Source organism: Paenibacillus sp. FA6, assembly GCF_051550225.1.
Classification (GTDB): domain Bacteria; phylum Bacillota; class Bacilli; order Paenibacillales; family Paenibacillaceae; genus Paenibacillus_AQ.
The window spans coordinates 2,869,915-2,887,190 of record NZ_CP188820.1; the positions used below are offsets into that span (position 1 = coordinate 2,869,915).

At 38.7% G+C, this 17,276-nt stretch carries 27 protein-coding genes, 1 tRNA gene and 1 pseudogene; 5 read left to right on the top strand and 24 right to left on the bottom strand.

Annotated elements, in window-relative coordinates; translation table 11 throughout:
• The first annotated feature begins 156 nt into the window (after positions 1 to 156).
• Entirely contained in the window at positions 157 to 894 is a 738-nt protein-coding gene (locus ACP8HI_RS13430; protein ID WP_438351549.1) for an MBL fold metallo-hydrolase, read from the top strand.
• A gap of 61 nt (positions 895 to 955) precedes the next feature.
• Here ACP8HI_RS13430 and ACP8HI_RS13435 read toward each other — a convergent pair whose 3' ends face one another.
• Positions 956 to 1,195 (bottom strand): DUF3892 domain-containing protein, encoded by a 240-nt coding sequence (locus tag ACP8HI_RS13435; protein ID WP_438351550.1) that lies wholly within the window; start codon positions 1,193 to 1,195, stop codon positions 956 to 958.
• Positions 1,196 to 1,284: 89 nt separating this feature from the next.
• Complete coding sequence (locus ACP8HI_RS13440) at positions 1,285 to 1,728, bottom strand: GNAT family N-acetyltransferase (RefSeq protein ID WP_438351822.1); 444 nt, start codon at positions 1,726 to 1,728, stop codon at positions 1,285 to 1,287.
• Positions 1,729 to 2,113: 385 nt separating this feature from the next.
• On the opposite strand from ACP8HI_RS13440, the gene ACP8HI_RS13445 reads away from it, so the two are divergent.
• Positions 2,114 to 2,185: transfer RNA gene (locus tag ACP8HI_RS13445), tRNA-Val, on the top strand.
• Positions 2,186 to 2,362: 177 nt separating this feature from the next.
• Here the strand turns inward: ACP8HI_RS13445 and ACP8HI_RS13450 are convergent.
• The 3 genes from ACP8HI_RS13450 to ACP8HI_RS13460 all read right to left on the bottom strand — a co-directional run bounded on the left by ACP8HI_RS13450 (position 2,363) and on the right by ACP8HI_RS13460 (position 3,391).
• Positions 2,363 to 2,764, bottom strand: coding sequence for a hypothetical protein (locus tag ACP8HI_RS13450; RefSeq protein WP_438351551.1), 402 nt, complete (start codon positions 2,762 to 2,764; stop codon positions 2,363 to 2,365).
• A gap of 65 nt (positions 2,765 to 2,829) precedes the next feature.
• Complete coding sequence (locus tag ACP8HI_RS13455) at positions 2,830 to 3,021, bottom strand: hypothetical protein (RefSeq protein ID WP_438351552.1); 192 nt, start codon at positions 3,019 to 3,021, stop codon at positions 2,830 to 2,832.
• 211 nt (positions 3,022 to 3,232) lie between these two features.
• Entirely contained in the window at positions 3,233 to 3,391 is a 159-nt protein-coding gene (locus ACP8HI_RS13460) for a hypothetical protein (RefSeq protein WP_438351553.1), read from the bottom strand.
• Positions 3,392 to 3,607: 216 nt separating this feature from the next.
• Between ACP8HI_RS13460 and ACP8HI_RS13465 the strand changes: the two genes are divergently transcribed.
• Together ACP8HI_RS13465 and ACP8HI_RS13470 are read left to right on the top strand one after the other, a co-directional pair.
• Positions 3,608 to 3,793 (top strand): helix-turn-helix domain-containing protein, encoded by a 186-nt coding sequence (locus ACP8HI_RS13465; protein WP_438351554.1) that lies wholly within the window; start codon positions 3,608 to 3,610, stop codon positions 3,791 to 3,793.
• A gap of 71 nt (positions 3,794 to 3,864) precedes the next feature.
• Positions 3,865 to 4,260, top strand: a complete 396-nt coding sequence (locus ACP8HI_RS13470) for a helix-turn-helix domain-containing protein (protein ID WP_438351555.1) — start codon at positions 3,865 to 3,867, stop codon at positions 4,258 to 4,260.
• A 346-nt stretch (positions 4,261 to 4,606) separates the two neighbouring features.
• Here the strand turns inward: ACP8HI_RS13470 and ACP8HI_RS13475 are convergent, their stop codons facing one another.
• Entirely contained in the window at positions 4,607 to 5,710 is a 1,104-nt protein-coding gene (locus tag ACP8HI_RS13475; RefSeq protein WP_438351556.1) for an ImmA/IrrE family metallo-endopeptidase, read from the bottom strand.
• Complete coding sequence (locus ACP8HI_RS13480; protein ID WP_438351557.1) at positions 5,703 to 6,002, bottom strand: type II toxin-antitoxin system RelE/ParE family toxin; 300 nt, start codon at positions 6,000 to 6,002, stop codon at positions 5,703 to 5,705. Before ACP8HI_RS13480 ends, ACP8HI_RS13475 begins: the two co-directional genes overlap by 8 nt.
• Positions 6,003 to 6,358: 356 nt before the next feature.
• Here ACP8HI_RS13480 and ACP8HI_RS13485 point away from each other — a divergent pair, with 356 nt between their 5' ends.
• Positions 6,359 to 7,114 (top strand): stalk domain-containing protein, encoded by a 756-nt coding sequence (locus ACP8HI_RS13485; protein WP_438351558.1) that lies wholly within the window; start codon positions 6,359 to 6,361, stop codon positions 7,112 to 7,114.
• 100 nt (positions 7,115 to 7,214) lie between these two features.
• Here ACP8HI_RS13485 and ACP8HI_RS13490 read toward each other — a convergent pair whose 3' ends face one another.
• The 17 genes and pseudogenes from ACP8HI_RS13490 to ACP8HI_RS13570 form a co-directional block, all read right to left on the bottom strand.
• Complete coding sequence (locus tag ACP8HI_RS13490) at positions 7,215 to 7,610, bottom strand: hypothetical protein (RefSeq protein ID WP_438351559.1); 396 nt, start codon at positions 7,608 to 7,610, stop codon at positions 7,215 to 7,217.
• 191 nt (positions 7,611 to 7,801) lie between these two features.
• Positions 7,802 to 8,071 (bottom strand): group-specific protein, encoded by a 270-nt coding sequence (locus ACP8HI_RS13495; RefSeq protein WP_438351823.1) that lies wholly within the window; start codon positions 8,069 to 8,071, stop codon positions 7,802 to 7,804.
• A gap of 124 nt (positions 8,072 to 8,195) precedes the next feature.
• Entirely contained in the window at positions 8,196 to 8,336 is a 141-nt protein-coding gene (locus ACP8HI_RS13500; protein WP_438351560.1) for a hypothetical protein, read from the bottom strand.
• Positions 8,337 to 9,666: 1,330 nt separating this feature from the next.
• Positions 9,667 to 9,741 (bottom strand): hypothetical protein, encoded by a 75-nt coding sequence (locus ACP8HI_RS13505; protein WP_438351824.1) that lies wholly within the window; start codon positions 9,739 to 9,741, stop codon positions 9,667 to 9,669.
• Positions 9,734 to 9,847: a terminase small subunit gene (locus ACP8HI_RS13510; protein ID WP_438351825.1), complete on the bottom strand. Its 114-nt coding sequence runs from the start codon at positions 9,845 to 9,847 to the stop codon at positions 9,734 to 9,736. The genes ACP8HI_RS13505 and ACP8HI_RS13510 overlap by 8 nt, the downstream gene beginning before the upstream one ends.
• A 65-nt stretch (positions 9,848 to 9,912) precedes the next feature.
• Positions 9,913 to 10,050, bottom strand: coding sequence for a hypothetical protein (locus ACP8HI_RS13515; protein WP_438351561.1), 138 nt, complete (start codon positions 10,048 to 10,050; stop codon positions 9,913 to 9,915).
• Between the two features lie 50 nt (positions 10,051 to 10,100).
• Entirely contained in the window at positions 10,101 to 10,805 is a 705-nt protein-coding gene (locus ACP8HI_RS13520; RefSeq protein WP_438351562.1) for a hypothetical protein, read from the bottom strand.
• 358 nt (positions 10,806 to 11,163) lie between these two features.
• Positions 11,164 to 11,511 (bottom strand): hypothetical protein, encoded by a 348-nt coding sequence (locus ACP8HI_RS13525; RefSeq protein ID WP_438351563.1) that lies wholly within the window; start codon positions 11,509 to 11,511, stop codon positions 11,164 to 11,166.
• Between the two features lie 275 nt (positions 11,512 to 11,786).
• Positions 11,787 to 12,182 carry a hypothetical protein gene (locus tag ACP8HI_RS13530; protein ID WP_438351564.1) on the bottom strand — a complete coding sequence of 132 codons (396 nt, stop codon included), beginning with the start codon at positions 12,180 to 12,182 and terminating at the stop codon, positions 11,787 to 11,789.
• A 25-nt stretch (positions 12,183 to 12,207) separates the two neighbouring features.
• Positions 12,208 to 12,282, bottom strand: a pseudogene (locus tag ACP8HI_RS13535) (terminase small subunit); the annotation flags it as partial.
• Positions 12,283 to 12,752: 470 nt separating this feature from the next.
• Complete coding sequence (locus ACP8HI_RS13540; RefSeq protein ID WP_438351565.1) at positions 12,753 to 12,974, bottom strand: hypothetical protein; 222 nt, start codon at positions 12,972 to 12,974, stop codon at positions 12,753 to 12,755.
• A 73-nt stretch (positions 12,975 to 13,047) separates the two neighbouring features.
• Positions 13,048 to 13,638, bottom strand: coding sequence for a hypothetical protein (locus tag ACP8HI_RS13545; RefSeq protein ID WP_438351566.1), 591 nt, complete (start codon positions 13,636 to 13,638; stop codon positions 13,048 to 13,050).
• A 14-nt stretch (positions 13,639 to 13,652) separates the two neighbouring features.
• Positions 13,653 to 14,237, bottom strand: a complete 585-nt coding sequence (locus tag ACP8HI_RS13550; RefSeq protein WP_438351567.1) for a hypothetical protein — start codon at positions 14,235 to 14,237, stop codon at positions 13,653 to 13,655.
• A 71-nt stretch (positions 14,238 to 14,308) separates the two neighbouring features.
• Entirely contained in the window at positions 14,309 to 15,067 is a 759-nt protein-coding gene (locus ACP8HI_RS13555; RefSeq protein ID WP_438351568.1) for a hypothetical protein, read from the bottom strand.
• Between the two features lie 213 nt (positions 15,068 to 15,280).
• Entirely contained in the window at positions 15,281 to 15,508 is a 228-nt protein-coding gene (locus ACP8HI_RS13560) for a hypothetical protein (protein ID WP_438351569.1), read from the bottom strand.
• Positions 15,509 to 15,611: 103 nt separating this feature from the next.
• Positions 15,612 to 16,910: a replicative DNA helicase gene (gene dnaB / locus ACP8HI_RS13565; RefSeq protein WP_438351570.1), complete on the bottom strand. Its 1,299-nt coding sequence runs from the start codon at positions 16,908 to 16,910 to the stop codon at positions 15,612 to 15,614.
• Positions 16,910 to 17,269 carry a hypothetical protein gene (locus ACP8HI_RS13570; RefSeq protein WP_438351571.1) on the bottom strand — a complete coding sequence of 120 codons (360 nt, stop codon included), beginning with the start codon at positions 17,267 to 17,269 and terminating at the stop codon, positions 16,910 to 16,912. Before ACP8HI_RS13570 ends, dnaB begins: the two co-directional genes overlap by 1 nt.
• Between the last annotated feature and the right edge of the window lie 7 nt (positions 17,270 to 17,276).

Consider the following 17,276-nt stretch of genomic DNA (forward strand, 5'->3'; position numbering starts at 1 on the left):
TCCAGATGTATAACCATACCTTATTGTATGGGGATTCCACCCAATGGGAACTCTAGATTTATAAGTTTTTGAACATCCTCTATGAAATTTACTGCTGTCGTCACTACCTAATGAATGATATATTAATGATACCTGATACGAAAGGAGGTAATCATCTTGAGTTTACAGTTAGAAATGCTCGGAACTGGAAGTGCTTTTGCCAAAAACTATTACAATAATAATGCCTTACTCTATGATGAACAGTTCACTCTTCTCATTGATTGTGGTATAACAGCACCGCTTGCACTCCACAACTTGGGCAAACCTTTTAATGAAATAGATGCAATACTCATAACCCATATTCACGCAGATCACGTAGGTGGACTCGAAGAATTAGCTTTCCAAATGAAGTACATATACAAGCGCAAGATGATTCTTTATATCTCAGATGATCTCGTTGAACCATTGTGGGAGAATACTTTAAAAGGTGGATGTTATCAAGCCGGGGAAATCACTTCATTAGAGGACATCTTTGATGTACGACCGCTTCAACCACTGAAACCTCATTACATAACCGAGCATATTATACTAGAGTTAATCCCAACGAAACATATCCCAGGTAAAGCAAGTTACTCTATATATATTAATGAAAGCATCTTTTATAGCTCTGACATGACCTTCGATCCTTCACTACTTCTGCACCTTGTCCAAACACGCGGATGTAAGACGATCCTTCATGAGTGCCAATTACAAGGTCCTGGAGAGGTTCACACAACCCTTCAAGAGCTTGTAACTCTATCTGAAGATATTCAACAGAGAATCTACTTAATGCATTACAGTGATGAGAAAGTTCATTATCTTAATGAGACAGGTAGCATGACCTTCTTAGAGCAAAATCTGATTTACGAGTTTTAAAAAAAGAAAGCCAGCTGCGGCTCCGTTACGGGAGTCTACAGCTGGCTCTTTCAGTCTTGCATCATTCAAAAATAGGTAGTTGATCTAAGTTGTTAGATGGATCTCCATCCGCATCTCCTCGAATGTACATTCCTCCATCTTTCCCCTTAAATATATTAACGCCAGCAATCGTCCCTGCATTCACTTCCTGCAGCGCTTGTTCATAAGCCAATACACGACCTGATGAAGTCTGAAATGCGGTCAGATCCCCATCCCCGTTCTTCTGCACAGCAACAAATTGTTCACGGCCTGATGTTTCCATAGCGATCGCTCCTTTTAATTGATTTTCTAATGGTGTTCAGGGCTTTCGTCTATGCTTCCCAGTAGGTGATGGTTTGATGCACGTCGGGACTATAACTTCTTCTTCATACGAACATGTAATATTCCGGCATCATCGAAAGGTTCCTTTGAGATCACTTCATATCCTTGCTTTGCATAAAAGGGCTCAGCCTGACATTGAGCATCCAGCACCGCGTATTGCAATCCTAGCTCCACCGCCAACTTCTCCATCGCGATCAACAACACGCGACCGAATCCCTTCGAACGATATTCTTTTATTACCGCAATGCGTTGCATTTTCGCTGTATCATCGTCGTAATAAATAATCCGACCTGTGGCCACATATTCTTCATTATCTTGTATTAACAAGTGATGCACATGAGGACTAATCGCATCATATTCATCCATTTCAAGATCTAGTGGTACCTGCTGTTCTTCCACAAATACCTTCTTTCGAATATCCATTCCATACTGTAATTGTTCCTCTGTGTTAACATGAATAATCTCAGCAGCCATTTCCTTACCTCTCTCTCTGATCGTATACCTCATGATCCTTTTCTAATCGAATTATTATACAAAAAAATTAAATTGTTGTATAGTTTGATTAATTAGCAAGACTTTATTCTAACACGAAAGGAGCCGAATATCTTCATGGGTATGGGAGTTACCATTACTGTCGTGGTCGTGATGACCATCGTCCTCATCTACTCTTTCTACTATGTCACCAAGAAGGGGTACTCCCGTAAATGGGATGATGAATGAAACATATACTGAGCAATGGCTCAATACATAAGACGCATCCCTTCGACTTCATACTATGAACCTTTCATAATATGATATTGACACCTACTCCCGCTACTGGTATGATAGTCATTGTGTCTGACATAATATATACCATTTAGATCTGTTAGCTCAGCGGGAGAGCACTATCTTGACAGGGTAGGGGTCACTGGTTCGAATCCAGTACAGATCATCACTGAGAACCCTTGTGTATCAAGGGTTTTTCTGTTTTTATAAGGTTGGAAATATTGGTTCAAAAAAGTGTCTGCCGTTAATCTGCCGTTAAATTTCCACTGAATGATTATCAAATAAGCGTAATTCAGGTGAAAATACGTAAATATAACTTATTTAATCCCCGCATCGATACCTGTTAATTTGAAGGCCAAACACGTCTACCTTTTTCCTTCTCTTTATCCCACCATTGAAGAAATTCATCTCGATCAGAAAGAAGCGACTTACTACCGATTCTGAATGACGGTATCCCTCCATACTCTGGATTCATGTTCATGAGCTCGTATACTTTGCGAAGACTGATATTGGTGAATTCATGAATATTCTTTGCTGTAAGATGGGCTGGCAATTCTTCCAGTGAAAGGGGTTTCCTTTTATCTTCACTTAACTTAGTGTATTTACTATCGCTATTAGTTTCATCCCGTTGGTTGTCGTTTTCCAAACTAAGAGCTTCTAGTGTGCCAGCTCTAATTGCAAGTTGTATAGCATCAGTTGTAAGTTCATGTAGTAGCTCTTGTAGTTCCTTGGCGTTTCTCTTCAAGTGTATATATCCCTCCCACGATTATTCGCTTGTACGCTGCAGCTACTTCGTTTAATTAAATTAAGTCACTGTGGATTATCATCAATGGATGTATCATCCTTAGCTACTAACTCGTATTTGTTCCCTGTGATCATTTCAGCCCAAGCCAACTTACAACGATCTGGAAGATCTGTCTTACTTGGGTCGATTTCAACTTTTTCTCCGTTAATGATCATAAAATGAGAACCAATCCTAAGTTTCGGCTTTTCTTTTCGCATCCCACATCTCTCCTTAGTTAAGTTTAAAAGTTGGATTTAGTCAGAGGGTCCGTAATGCTCAGTAGACCTTGAAATTCACGCCTCGACTATTTAGAATTTTTCACTCTTTGCAAGTAAAAGGTATACACCGTGTTCATAAATGAAACGGTGTAATCCATCGGCTATCATTTCTTGAGCCATGCTGTTTTTCTTTTTTTAATAAAGTGATAATCTATCCCACTTTATATTCGTGTCCGGTTTCCAAAAGAAGAGCTAACGCTTTGCATCTATTAGTTATGATTGGAAAGTCACTCGGTTTACCACTAAGTAACTTTCCATTTTCGTCTACAACCGCCTGACTAACAACCTTCATTTTCTTTATTTCATCCATAAAAACACCCCCTCCCCTGTTTATATTTGAGGATCTATATTTGATATCAATTCTTCCGTTATCATCACTCCCTTGTAATTATATATAAAACAATTCATTAGAGATATATGGGAATTATATTTTATAATTTTGTTAATACTCCTTAATATGGTATAAATGAGATGGATTGTGAGAGTTAAAATTGAATAATAAACAATAAGAAAGGAGTTGCTTTCAATGCAGGAAATCCCGCACATTATGAGCCTTAAGCAGACGGCTTACTGGTTAGGAATCAGTGAGGTGACACTCAAACGGCGGATATACGCCAAGCAGATCAAGGCGTATAAGGATGGTGGGTACTGGAAGATTAAGCGCGAATGGTTGGAAGATTATCAAAACGCACTTATCGAAAAAATGGGATGACTAAAGAAGTAATCATATGAACTAATTTCAGGTTATGTGGTTGGACTCAAAGTAGAATGTGAGGGTTAACATTGCATAATAAACAATTCTCCCAAGAAACACAGGATTTCATGTATGAGTTATTCGTAACTGCCGTTGAAAGAGCTATTAGTAATGGGGCGTATAATCACAAACAAACAGACATTATAGATACTGAACATGAGGTAAAAGATCAAATTGATACCTTTGATTTAGAGATGAATATCCCTGGAGGCTCTGCAGGAAAAGAAAAAGCGGAGTCATTGTCCAGGTATCCCGCATCATTAACCATCGCACAGCTCGCTGAAAGCCAAGGCGTATGTATCAAAACGGCACGCAATTGGTGCCTGATCATAGATGACCCGATCCCCAGTTATAAAGTTGGCAACGTCAGACGGATCCGCAAGGAATCCATACTGGACTGGATAGAACGAAGAGAACAATTATGAGTCGTGGGATCATATGAACGTGAGGAATGAATTACATATAGCTGCGGCACGCAATCAATGAGTTACCTTACTGCTTAGTGATGGTGATGGGATTAACGGAGCAACAGAAGCATCCACCGATTCCGAACGTGCCAAGGTGTGAACGTCAGAAGGTCCAGTGTAGGTGCCATATGAGGAAATCGAGCATGTTTCTAGGATTATAGATTTGTTTCGTTAAATACACAAAGTCCCTATCGACATATCACTGGTAGGGACTTATATATCGTTCTATTGGGGTTAGCTTTATATATAGAAGATAAAACTCAAAAGGGAACATATTATTAATATATGTGAGTATTTTATTCCCTTAATCACTCCACGTATACCTTTGTTTCATTTGGTTCAGATTCCGATAAGGCACTATACCATCATGTTGTAATCTCCCTACAACAATTCCAGGAGAAACGCCCAAATCATCGGCAAATGCTCCCACACTTTGATAGCTATAATACGCAGTTTTAGTGATGAAGGCTTTATATTGCGCAGAAGGAATTAAACTTTCAGTAGCGAAGGTATCTGCTTCTTGCTCTTTCTCTTCAAGTTCAGCCTCTTTTTTGTACTCTAAAAACGTCTCTGTTTTTCCATGTAAAACAATATGCCCTGCTTCATGAAAAAACGTAAACCATAAATGATCGTCTGCTCGGTACCTTGCACTTAGCTGAATGACAGCCTTTTGCGAATTAACCCAATAAGTAGCACCATTAACTCTACAGCCAGGCAATTCTTTAACTAATACTACCGCTACACCGACTTCTGCGCATAGACGAACCAGTTCTGGTAAAAATACCTGAGGATTGGGCTCTTTAGTTAAAATTCTGATTTCACTTTGTAATAATGATTTGAATTTCGCTTTATCAAATACTCCACACGGAATTTGTTCAGCCTCAATTTCACCCTGTCTTAACCAAGCAGATATAGCACCTTTATCACTTTCATATGATAAAGCCTTCCGGAACGCAACATTCTCGGATAATTCGGATCCCCAAATTGTTTCCCATGCCTCAATTGTCGAGATTCTAAAAAAATTTAACACTTCAACAAGTTGATCTATATTATTTCTAGACTTAGGAATCCATTCCCTCCGTATCATATCTTTTACTGGGAGTATCTCCAAAAAACCCACATGATTTTCTAAACGGGCCCGCTCTTTAATTCTAGCGAGGTTATCACGATAATTCCTTTCGAGATTATTCCACAAACTCGCAGGAACCCCCGTTGCTCTCTCCAACTCAAGAGAAGTAGTAGGCGTAATTTCAGTTTTTGCCTTTATGATTTCATTTATTGTCTTTACCGGCCTGTTCATTCTTCTGGCCAATTCAGCCTGAGACATATTTAACTCTTCAAGAGTATCCAGAAGTGTTTCTCCAGGCGGGACAGCATAGTTAGGCTCATATACAGAATGATTAACCATGATAGTTCACCACCTCAATAATATTGATTTGCGTTACAGATTTCTTATCGATTCCCCCATCCAAAGTTTGCGGAACCGGGTCATGGTAGGGTTCAAAGATAATACGAAAGGGCTCCTTGACTGTCACAGAAAATTGACCATCTCTATTTTCTGTCAGTGCATGAAGCCTCGCTGGAGGTACATAGGGTATTAGCGAAAGATTATCCGCAGCTTTAAGTTCGGACATCCTAGCCCTTATTTTTCTAGCGTTGTCTGTACCCCAGACTCTAATCCCCTCCCTTTCATTATTCATTGCCTTTTCGGTCTTCCTGTCTTTAAAGTATATATTCATCTGATCTCCCCGTCAATGAGCATTAACCTAAAAGGTTAAACATTTATAATTTGATATATAGTGGCATATAATGACAGGATATCCCCTTTGCGGTCAGTAGTCAATACACTTTTTGGAAAATTACTGGAAATCAAAAAAAAGCCCCACCGACCGAAATCATGAGGGAATCTTCCAATATTTATTTATGTAATATTTACCTGTGCTAATAATCCCCCTGATTTACTCCACAATTTTAAATTTCTTGTCACAGAATCATATAGTAATATTTACCTAATTCTGATAGTCTACCAGTAAATCTAATATATGGAGGTTGAGTAATGAGAAGTAAAAAGAAATTAATCATATCTCTAACTGTTGTCTTAGCAGTTTTCGGTGCTTTTGGTGCAGGTGCTTATGCAGCGCAGAAAATTACATTGATCGTAAATGGTGGTGTAGCTAAAGCAGATATTCGTACGATCAACAACACTACATATGTTCCCCTAAGGGCTGTTTCAGAGTTGTTGGGCGCAAGCGTGGCGTTCGATAGTAAGACGCAAACGATCACCATTGTAGGTGGTGAAGGAAGCACAGAAACCATTACTACCGATAATACAGTAGCGGAGAAGACGAAAGTTTCCACTCGACAAAATCCCGCTAAAATTGGTCAGGAAGCTACCTTCCATGTGTCTGATTTTATGGATGACTACAAAGGAACGATTTCTATAAGTGAAGTGGTTCGTGGAGAACAAGCTTGGAATTTAATTAGCGAGGCGAATCAATTTAACTCTGCCCCTAAAGATGGATATGAATATATTCTAGCTAAAATAAACATCGGAGTTACAGAAAATAAAAAGACTGATGCTTATATCGATGTTAACAGTGTAAATTTCAAACTTGTGTCAACATCTGGTACTGATTATGATTTCGTGTCTGTAGTAGAGCCTGATCCTTCAATAGATTCTAAAATATATGTTGGATCATCTAATACAGGGTGGGCTGCTTTCGAAGTGAAGAAAAGCGATCAATCTCCACTTATCACATACGGCCGAAAATATGATGGAACTGGTGGAGTTTGGTTTAAGACAACAAATTAATAAACTGCTTACTTATCATTGAGACGAAAGAAAAGATCATCGAGGCATAACCCTCAATGATCTTTTCTTTATTGAATCATACTATAGTAAGGCTGCTATATCAGGTTAAATTAACAATCGCTACCTGGTCACCAAATGAATTATAAAGTTTTAAGTTTTTCGTTGCTGAATCATAACTCATATTTACTACTGCGCTGTATTCTAGATGGGAAATCCAACGAACCAATTCATCAAGGCTTGATTCTATTGGATCTAGCCCAGCGACTGTTAGTATACGGTTACTGGTTGTGGCAGTGCCGATATATGCCCCAAATTGAGGTTTTAAAATAACATCCCACCCTTTTAAATCAAGGTTTAGCCCGGCTTCTATTCGTATATCATTCGATCCACGAATTTTTAATTCTTTGGTAGAATCCACGAATGATATATTAGCCACATAAACTCCGCTATCTACAGATTCAATTTTTCTATCTCCAAGCGTTCCCTCTATACCCATGTATAGGTCGTTCCCTATACGCGCGTTTTTGGTTACGTTTATATCTGTATCCGATGTGATAGATCCACCGTAATTTCAGCTTGGCCAACCACGCTGTACTAAGCCCAGCCAAGAACCCTCCTACTGGCATTCCACGAACACGTAGCATTTATTTAAGTTGGTTTTGATTTGCGTAACCTTTAAGATCGCTTTCAGGAGATTGGATATTCAAGCAGCCATTGAACTAGGAACTCTCTCGTTTCTCTAGCAGGGAAGTACCACTTACCTCCCACTTTCCTTTTTATAAATCTAGAGTCAAAGAAAAAGGTGTCTTGAATTGTATTCCAACTCATACAGGTTCGTTTCTTAAGTTCTGCTGTATCCCAGAATACATTATCCCCTTCGACCACTTTAACCAGTTCGCCTATTCTTTCACGGCATAACTTCATAATCTCAGCTTCATCAATCTGAATTGTGAGAATACTGTTCATATAAGGTATCTCCTTCATTTCACAAGAATAGTTACTCTCCCTTTTAGGGCAGCCGAAAAAGCCGAAATTAACGTCCCTACCACTCACCCTTCAGAAGAGCAGTAGAGCCAATACCTTACTCGCTGGATTGTCCCTCATCTTCCTGATCCCGCCGAAGTAGTTCCTTCAACACGATCTGAGACCACATATTAATGAGTCGCTGCGGATCTGGATGAGGGATAGTCTTAACTGTGACCGTTATTTTCGCTTCCTTCATAAGTCGCTCTCCTTTCTCAGTCCAAATCTATGGGGATGAAGTGAATTTCCGCTGTTCCGAAAACAGCTGAATACCTTCCCTCCAGGACCATCATTAAATTCATGACGGTTCAAAGTGGTTGTATTCAATACGGGCCCATTGAGCGAAGTGTGAATTTTCTTTTCCCGGGTTGTTGGGAAAGGGATTGTGTTCCTCCATACAGACCCCCAAGTTAAAGTATTTAGAAAACGAAAAATTGCGTTCTCAGGATGTGCTACAAGAAGGTGTTACCAAGTTAGGAATGCCTTTAATGGACCAGCGCAATTTTACACTCGTTAAAAGAACGAATTTCGTACCTTAGAGATTTACAACTACCTGTACTAAAGATTACTTACCTCAGCTCTAATTCCAACCAACTCAACTTTGAGTCCGTCTGATATTGGATGTATTGAACATTCAAGCCCCCCGGCTACCTTATCGCATTGTGGCTTCATACCCACAAGTGGGGACGGCTTTATTAACACTATGTTTCCCGGCTCTTTGCTTGTTGTTGGTACATTTATAGTTAAATATATAGAAGCCCTTAAAACACGCTTTAAAAGCTTCTGACGTCTTAGGTTAGGTTATGTAATAATTCATTTCAACTACCACCACATCTGCATTGGTTGTGTTGGGTTGTGATGGGTAGCCCCCGTGACTATCGAGTCTGTCACGCGTGACATCTGATGTAGTGGTGTGGATATTTATGCGGTATCAATCCTAATACTGAATATAAATACGACAACCATGCATACCCACCATGCATAAAAATTTAATACTCTAATTTTGAAAATGGATAAACGCTGAAACCGTTGGTACATAAGGATTTATACAGACATGTTCACAAAATATAGATTTTGATCATATGTAAATCAATCACCTCCAAATGATATGGAATATATAGATGCCATACAAGTATAGTTGTGTAGCAATTAGGAATCATCTCATTATGAAATGACGTATTAGAGTACTCACCCAGTACTCGGATTAGGGTACTCGCCTCAATTTTGAGTTCAGTAGGTTTCTCCGCTCCTGGACTTGATGACGTGATTTCAAATCACCCCATGAAATCCTGAGAATTCAATTTCGAGTTTTCTTGCTACCGTTCACTAAAATTCCAGTAAGCGTGGACTTCACTGTCCTCTTTTTATTTATTTGAGTTCGTTTTGATTTTACATCGTCAAAGGATGCATTCATATCAGCAGCGTATCTTCGTTTTGTTCTTGGATGTATTTTTCATGCTCACATTTGCAACTATTTTATGTTCATTACCTCTTAAACAGCTTCTTTGACCTTAGCAGTAATTAGCATCCTATATGATCTCTGTTCGCTCTGAACGCTTATCCATCGCCTTTTGAATAGCCTTCTGGATGTCAGGTTTAGTCAGGTTCTCCTTGCCCGACTGATCTTGCTGTTTTAACGCTGTAACCCGCCCTTATCGCTGCCTGTGTGGCATTGAGATCAATCAGGTATATATTATAGACTCTGCTTATCTGTTAGCCGCCTTATTCAAGTCTGCTCATCCTTCGGAGGTGCACCACCTTTGTTTGTGTGCATACTATTTGGTTTGTGTGCACCCTTTGTGCGTTCCCATCCATAACGTTGTTTCCAACTCTTTCCCGTATTTATCTGCGATCTCTTTATATTTAGATCCCGCCATGTAATCTTTCTCGGCTAAAACGTGATTATCAGCCACTACATTATCACCACCCCGGCGTTGTGTTTGTTTTGAAATAAAAAAGCCGCCTATTGGCGACTATATAAACTATTATTTAACATAAGAGTACCTTCCTCTTTTCCTGGTTTAAGAGTACCCTGTTTCAAATGCCGATTTACTATAGTAACAACTTCTTTTTTACTTGAATAATAAGGCGTTTTACTGTTTAACTCTTCAAAAATTAATGGAAGTGTGAAAAGACCATTTTCAGATGTTTTACTTAATTTTATATAAGTAGCCGTTAAATTAGTTTCAATTAACATGTCCCGCCATACATTATTACTATTAATTTTATTTTCAATTGTTATCGAAGATTTTAGCTCATTTGATAATTGATCAATTTTATCATCCAGTTTTTCGATAATTTTCCCATTTGAAGCGTCTGACTGTCCGTCACTTTTATTTATTACTTCTATTCCTTGTTTGAAATTACTGACAGCATCATCAATTCCCATTTTAATTCTGTCAATATCAATACTACTTACCTTGGTATCGAGTTGGCTAATTCTTTCCTTCAATTCAATCAATGTCACTAAAGTTTCATCTTTGATTTTGTCTGCTTTCGTCACTTCTCTAACCGAAATGTAAATTGCTATAAAAGCCAGTGAGATGGATAAAAAAGTTGAGGCATATGAAATTAGATTCATGAACTCATTTTTATACATGTACGAAGTCCCCATTACAAACGCCATTATCGATAGCAACCAAAACCAGTCTTTATTCTCCCACTTCATAAACTTACCCCCATATTTGATCTGGAGTAAGTATAAAGTATATTACATATTATTTCCTATATTTTCTTTTACTAGATCAAGTCCTTAACGTATCGATCCATTGAAGCTTCTTTACATTTCATAAGACCTCCACAGGATTCGAACCTGCAAAAACCATTAGGTCATAATATAAATTAGTGCCCCTTGAGGTCACTCAGGTATTCTTTTACAAACATTTGCTGCTTGATTGTCAATGCCATCTATATCAACTCCTTATATAAAATAAAAAAAGCCGCTCATTTGAGCGACCTTAGTTTTGCTATGTAATTTTACTTCAATCACTCAGTAGACCCCAATAGTACAATCCGTAAATGGTAAATTATAAATTATATTTTTTTTGAGGTAGTTGAATAAATATATCGTAACCACCATTAGCCTCAAAATGTGGTTTATTAATTTTCCCTGACATTTCTAACTGATCGCGATCTGGATTATAACTGAATTTAACGGGGAACTTATTACCTTCAGTTTCTAGATACTGCAAAGGTAATTTACCCATAATAGGAAATGCAATATCTACACTGCGATAATTAGTGTCACAGTAAAATCGAACATCATACTCCCCATTAAACACCTCTTTTTCATTAATACGCGCTATAACACGCATCACTTCATTAAATTTATGTGTGTCATAATTAGCCATCAACTCAGGTAATATATATTCCATGTTTTTTATCCCTCCTCACCGTCTAATTCGACACAAGGAAGGATTTACCTCTTTCACATATTCTTTCTTGCTAACAACAATGTTGTATCGTACCTGACCAATCTCCTCATATACGCCTTTTGCACTTCTCTAGCTGTATGTAAGTAAGGGACCCATCACCTTTTGTACCTCCTGTTGAATACTAGGTTTTACTAGGAGGTAACACCTTAAAGATCGCCTTCTGAATGTCCAGTTTTGTTAGGTCGTCACCCATTAGAGAAAATCCAATCACTCCCTTATTTTGCATCAAACAACCCCCAGCTCTTAAATTGAATTGCCATTATATCTATGCCTTTTTTCAATCGTCGCTGTAATGTGCTATCGGAAAATCCTGCATTTCCCATCATTATGGTTTCTTTATATGAATACCCTTGAATATATCGAAGTTCAATCATTAGTTTCATTTCCGCATCTGTGAGCAAACTATGAGATTTTTCTATCCGCTGCGTAAGATCAACATAATTATCATATATCTTCGATCTTCGTTTTTTTACTAAAGGGTCTGTATCTACTATATCCCTTTGTTCAAACAATCTTACAACATTCTTCATATAGCGATAGTGCTCCAGAATATTTTTTATTGATTTAATCTCATCGGCCGTTACTTTTGATAATGATTTATCAGATGACATTGAATCCCCCCATTTTTTTATGAAATATAACCTTAACATTACTTAACAACCTACTAGCTTGTTGTTCTGCTGTTTTGACGCTATAACCGACCTTAATTGCTGTCCACATAATTGAGTTCAGCTCACATAGAACTCCTACCTCAGTACCCTCTGAACGCTATCTATACCCCTCTGTATGGCTTCCTGAACGTTAGCAGTCACTAGCCCATTTTCACGCTACACCCTGCACTAAGGATTGTTGAGTTCAGCTCCTAGAGAACCCTTTTCTTAGTGCTTCTGACGGCTTCCGCAATCTGAGGTTTTCTGAGGTTCCTCGAAATTTCCGTGGAAGCCTATACAACCCTAGTAGTTCAGGTCACAAATACCTCTCAGTGTGCTTCTAACGTTGTCTAACTGCCTCTTGATTGTTCTGTAACCTCAGCATTACTTAGCCTGTCCTGTGTGGTCTCTGTATGCTCTGATCACTTGTTCATGGCCTTATCTATGACTTCTTGGACTAAGCTCTGCGCATCGATCTCGTTTGCTGTTTTATCGCTCTATCCCACACTAAGGACTATTGCTAGATATCCCTTAGCGCTCCCTAATCGTTCTGAGCATAGCTTCAGTAATCTTAGGGTTTCTTAGTAGTTTATGCTCCTTTTTACGGGCTTCGATGACAGATAACGCGCGATCTATTTCATCTTGCTTGAATTTTTGATCAGTGGCAATATTCTGTTGGTTCTGAACTATGCCTTGTTGGCCTTGTTTGTTTGCCGTGGCATAGTTAATCCTGCCGTATCCAGTATTAGCCATGTGACACCTCCATTTTTAGACATGAAAAAGAGCCCTCATTTTGAGGACCCTTATGTGCAACGCATCTGTTTATCTACTTTAATTTCAAGTTATCATCAGAATTTGCCCATCCACTTACTTCACCATTAGTAAAACTGATAGTAGACAATCCATAACCCCATAATTCATAAAACTCTCCACCCATTATTCTATCTGGGGTGCCCATGATATTCTCGACCATTCCAGGAGAATCCCCTTTTTTAAAATACAACCTACTCTCATCCACCGTGTCAGCTACGTCAACCTTTTCATTCCTGTTTCTCACAGAATCAAAATCAATCGTTCGCGTCACTGGTTGGTTGATTACCTCTTGCTTTATTTCAATTAGTTCTTCTTTCGCCAACTCAATTACTTCATTCTTAATCTGCATACTCTGATTATCTAACATTTGAACAATTTCATCTTTGTACTTTTCCATTTTAATTGCAGCTGAATCGTATCCGCCCATGTCACTCCATCCGTCATTATACAAAACTTGAGTTTCACCGGTTAAGCGATTTATTTTAACGGGAAACTTCTGATTTAATTTATCATACTTATATATACCGGGGTAAATAAACAAACCAAACGCTGCTATGCACAAAATAACTAACAAGTAAGTTGACATTTTATTTAGTATTTTCATAATGTATGTCCCATCTATTTAATCAGTTCAGCTAATTGAGTTTCTAGATCAACGAGTTCCTTGTTAGCTATCACAAGCCTATCATTATCTGAGTTAATTTCAGCTTGGTAACGATCAATTTCAGTTTGGACATCTCCTCTTATTTCACCATTTTGTAATGGCACTTCATTATAAACATCAATTCTTTTTTGTGCATTCTGAATATTATACTCAGCAGATGCAATCTCTTCTTTTTTATTCTTTATCTTTATTTCCAGTGTCCTTTTATCCGCATTTAATTTATTCACTTTAGCTGTTTCTATCTCAAATTCCTCTGATGTAAGCTGAGTCATGCCGCTTTTACCCAAAGTAATCACCTTCCCCTCTACTGTTAATAGTGTTCCTGTAGCTTCTGCCATTAACCGCACTGGAACATAAGCTGATCCGTTTATAATTGCACTATCAGCTATCTTTTTGCCGTTTTGTTCAATCGTGAATATTCCTGACACCGTAGATCCTAATAATCCACTAGTTGCTGCGTATATTTGTGGAGAGAACGATAATCCGAGTCCTAGGATCACACCTAACAGTATAAGAGATGTTGATTTTAATTTCTTCAACTCTATCACTCCTTTGGTAGTTTTCTTATAACTCTATTATCGTCCAAACAAGGAAATATTTACAGCCTTTTTTACGGAATGTTCACTTGAGCCAATAGATCTCCCGTTCTACTAAACATTTTTAAATTCCTTGTTGCATTATCGAATGCTAAGTTGTATCCACTTTCTGATGCGCTTGCCTTACGATCAAGTTCTAACCCTAAATTCTGCCCAGTACTGCTCATAACCCTGCCGAATGAGGGTATGGTTAAGGTGTTGGTTCCACCTGGGGAAATGTTTATGCTACCTGTAGCTCCGAGGTCTAGCGACCCAATCGAATCTATCCCGAGTGACCCCATCAGTGTCTGCAATCTACCTTTAATAGCTCCGTCTTGAATAAAATTCAATGAAGGTGAGCCTGAGTAGTTAGCTTCTACGCTAATATAGTTACGAGCATCAAGAAATGCAGCGAACAGGTTCTCCAAGTTACTCATCTCAGCCCTTGGATACGCATTTTCCTTAGTGGCTATATATGCCCCATAGATCTCCCCGGAAGTAAGCTTACCCATGTTAGCACTAATAGCAGATAATTCCCCCACATCGATCTTCTCAGCGATCACAGCGCCTGCCTGTATCTTATCTGTAGTGATTGATTCCGCTTTAATATTCTTAGCTTCTATACCATTTGTTCTTATATTATCAAAGGCTACATTACCGTTTAATATGAACTCTAAATCCTTGGCCATCATGGCTACCGTGTTCGCTAGGTTCTTAACGTAATTTAATATTACAGATATATCTTCCGTCTGCGGCGGAGATTTGAGACGTGGTGAATCATTCCATAAGGACATTCATATCACTCCTTTTTATTTGAAAGACAAGTTTAGACAGGTTCAACCTTAGGTTTTCTTAGGTTGTACTACAAAAACTGATTGAGTTTGTTTTGTGAAAGATGCACTCTTTTTTAGGTGTCCGATTAGTCCGGATAAGGTTAATTGAGTTATTTTGTATAAAGGAGCACCCCTTTTTAAGGAAGCCGAAAGAGCCGATTAAAGCTAATTGAGTTATTTAATAAATGAATGCGTCCTTTGATCTTTAATGTTTTCGTGCCGAAGGTTCAGCATTGACATAAACCCATCAAGCTCTTCTGATTTCTTCCTTTCATACTCATGAAGTAATATCTCAATCACTTTTTCTAACATTCTGATCCTTGTATCACTAGTCTTAGTTGTGGTAATCGTCATTGCGCTCTCACCAAGATGAATTTCAAAACGTTTCTCTTCCTTTTTCAAGCCGATCACCCCTATTCTGATATTACTTAGCAACCTTCCTTCATAGATGATTTCAAAGATCTGTACTGTATAAATAAAATTTTCTCATAAACTTGTATAAATTTTAACGAGTTGGTCTGTAGTCATAATCTATGAACTTTCCGTAATTTCTTAAATTGACCATTTCCGCTGTTCCAGTTTGTCCTTCGCGATTCTTAGCAACAATAATCTCAATAATATTTTTCTTATCTGTTTCCGCATTGTAATAATCATCACGGTAGAGAAATGATATTGTATCTGCATCCTGCTCAATGTTGCCCGACTCCCTTAGATCGCCCATCATCGGTCGCTTGTCCTGACGTTGCTCTACGCCCCTACTAAGTTGAGCCAACCCAATAACAGGGCAATCGTTCTCTCGAGCCATCTGCTTCAAGCTGGAGCTTACGTAGCCTACTTCCTCGTTCCTGTTACGGTCACTGTATTTTTTCCCACCTTTGATAAGTTGGATATAATCGATATAGACAATAAGATCGGGATTCTTCTTTTTCAGCTTTCTTACCGCTGCCCTAATCTCTTGAATGCTGAGACCGGGTCTATCGTCAATGAAGATATTAAGTTCTGTTAAAATTGATAGACCGATCGTATATTTAACCCATTCATCATCATGCAACTGACCGTTTTTTATACGCATTCCATCAATGTTGCACTCTGCTGAGATCATGCGGTCATATAATTGCTGTTCAGGTTGTTCTAAGCTGAATATAGCAACCGTCATACCCTCTTTAGCATTCTTGGATACATTATTGAGCATGAACGCTGTCTTCCCTACTGAGGGTCTTGCAGCAACTACATTGAACGTTTGCTTTTGCCACTTACCTGTTATACGGTCCAGGTCAGTACCGACCGTGCTAGCTCCAAGTGGTTTGTTACCGTACTTCTTATCTTGCAGTAATTCAAAATGTGTAATTAGACCGTCACCAATGTGCTTAAAGCCATTTTCGATTCGGGCCCGATCACTAAGCTCTTCGGTGACTCCAACTAATTCAGCAACAAACTCTTTAGGATCCTCATACCCACTGCTATATATTTTCTTGATAGATTCCATGCCGTGCCGAATGATGAACTTTTCTTTCACAATTCGCTCATATGATGCGAAATCCGAAACACTCGGAACGGATCTGCTCAGGTCCAGAAGGTATGCTGTCCCGCCAACATTCTGTATCTCTTGTCCCAATCTTGAAGCCAACGATACAACATCTATCTTTTTCCCTTGTTCTCTAAGTTGGAGCATGCTTTCAAATATAATGCTGTTATCCTCGTGGTAAAAGTCATTTGGAACTAAGGTGGTTTCGAATATTAAATCAGGGTTGAGAATAACCGAACCTATAGCGGCTTGTTCAGCTTCAATGCTGTAGTAACTCATTATTTAACCCTTCTTTCCTCCACCACCTTCTTCATCCACGCATCACGACTGATGCCTTCTCTCACCCAAGGTACTTCTCTTGGAATGTTCTCACGTAATTTTTCCTGCTCCTGAAAGGATCTTCTAGTTCGTTCCTTTTCTCTCTCAGCTTCCAACCTAACGTTTGGTTTCACGATGTCTGAAAGTGTTGGGGCATACTTCTCTTTACGAATATACTCCTTGGTATTAGCCCATGCGTTCTCTGCATTCTCAGCTTCCAGTTCATCAACCCAATTTTTAGCGACAACCTTATCGACCTTCCAGTTAGGATAGCTTGAAGCCAATTTCTCAAATATTAGTTTTGCCTCATCTCTGTTCATATTCTGC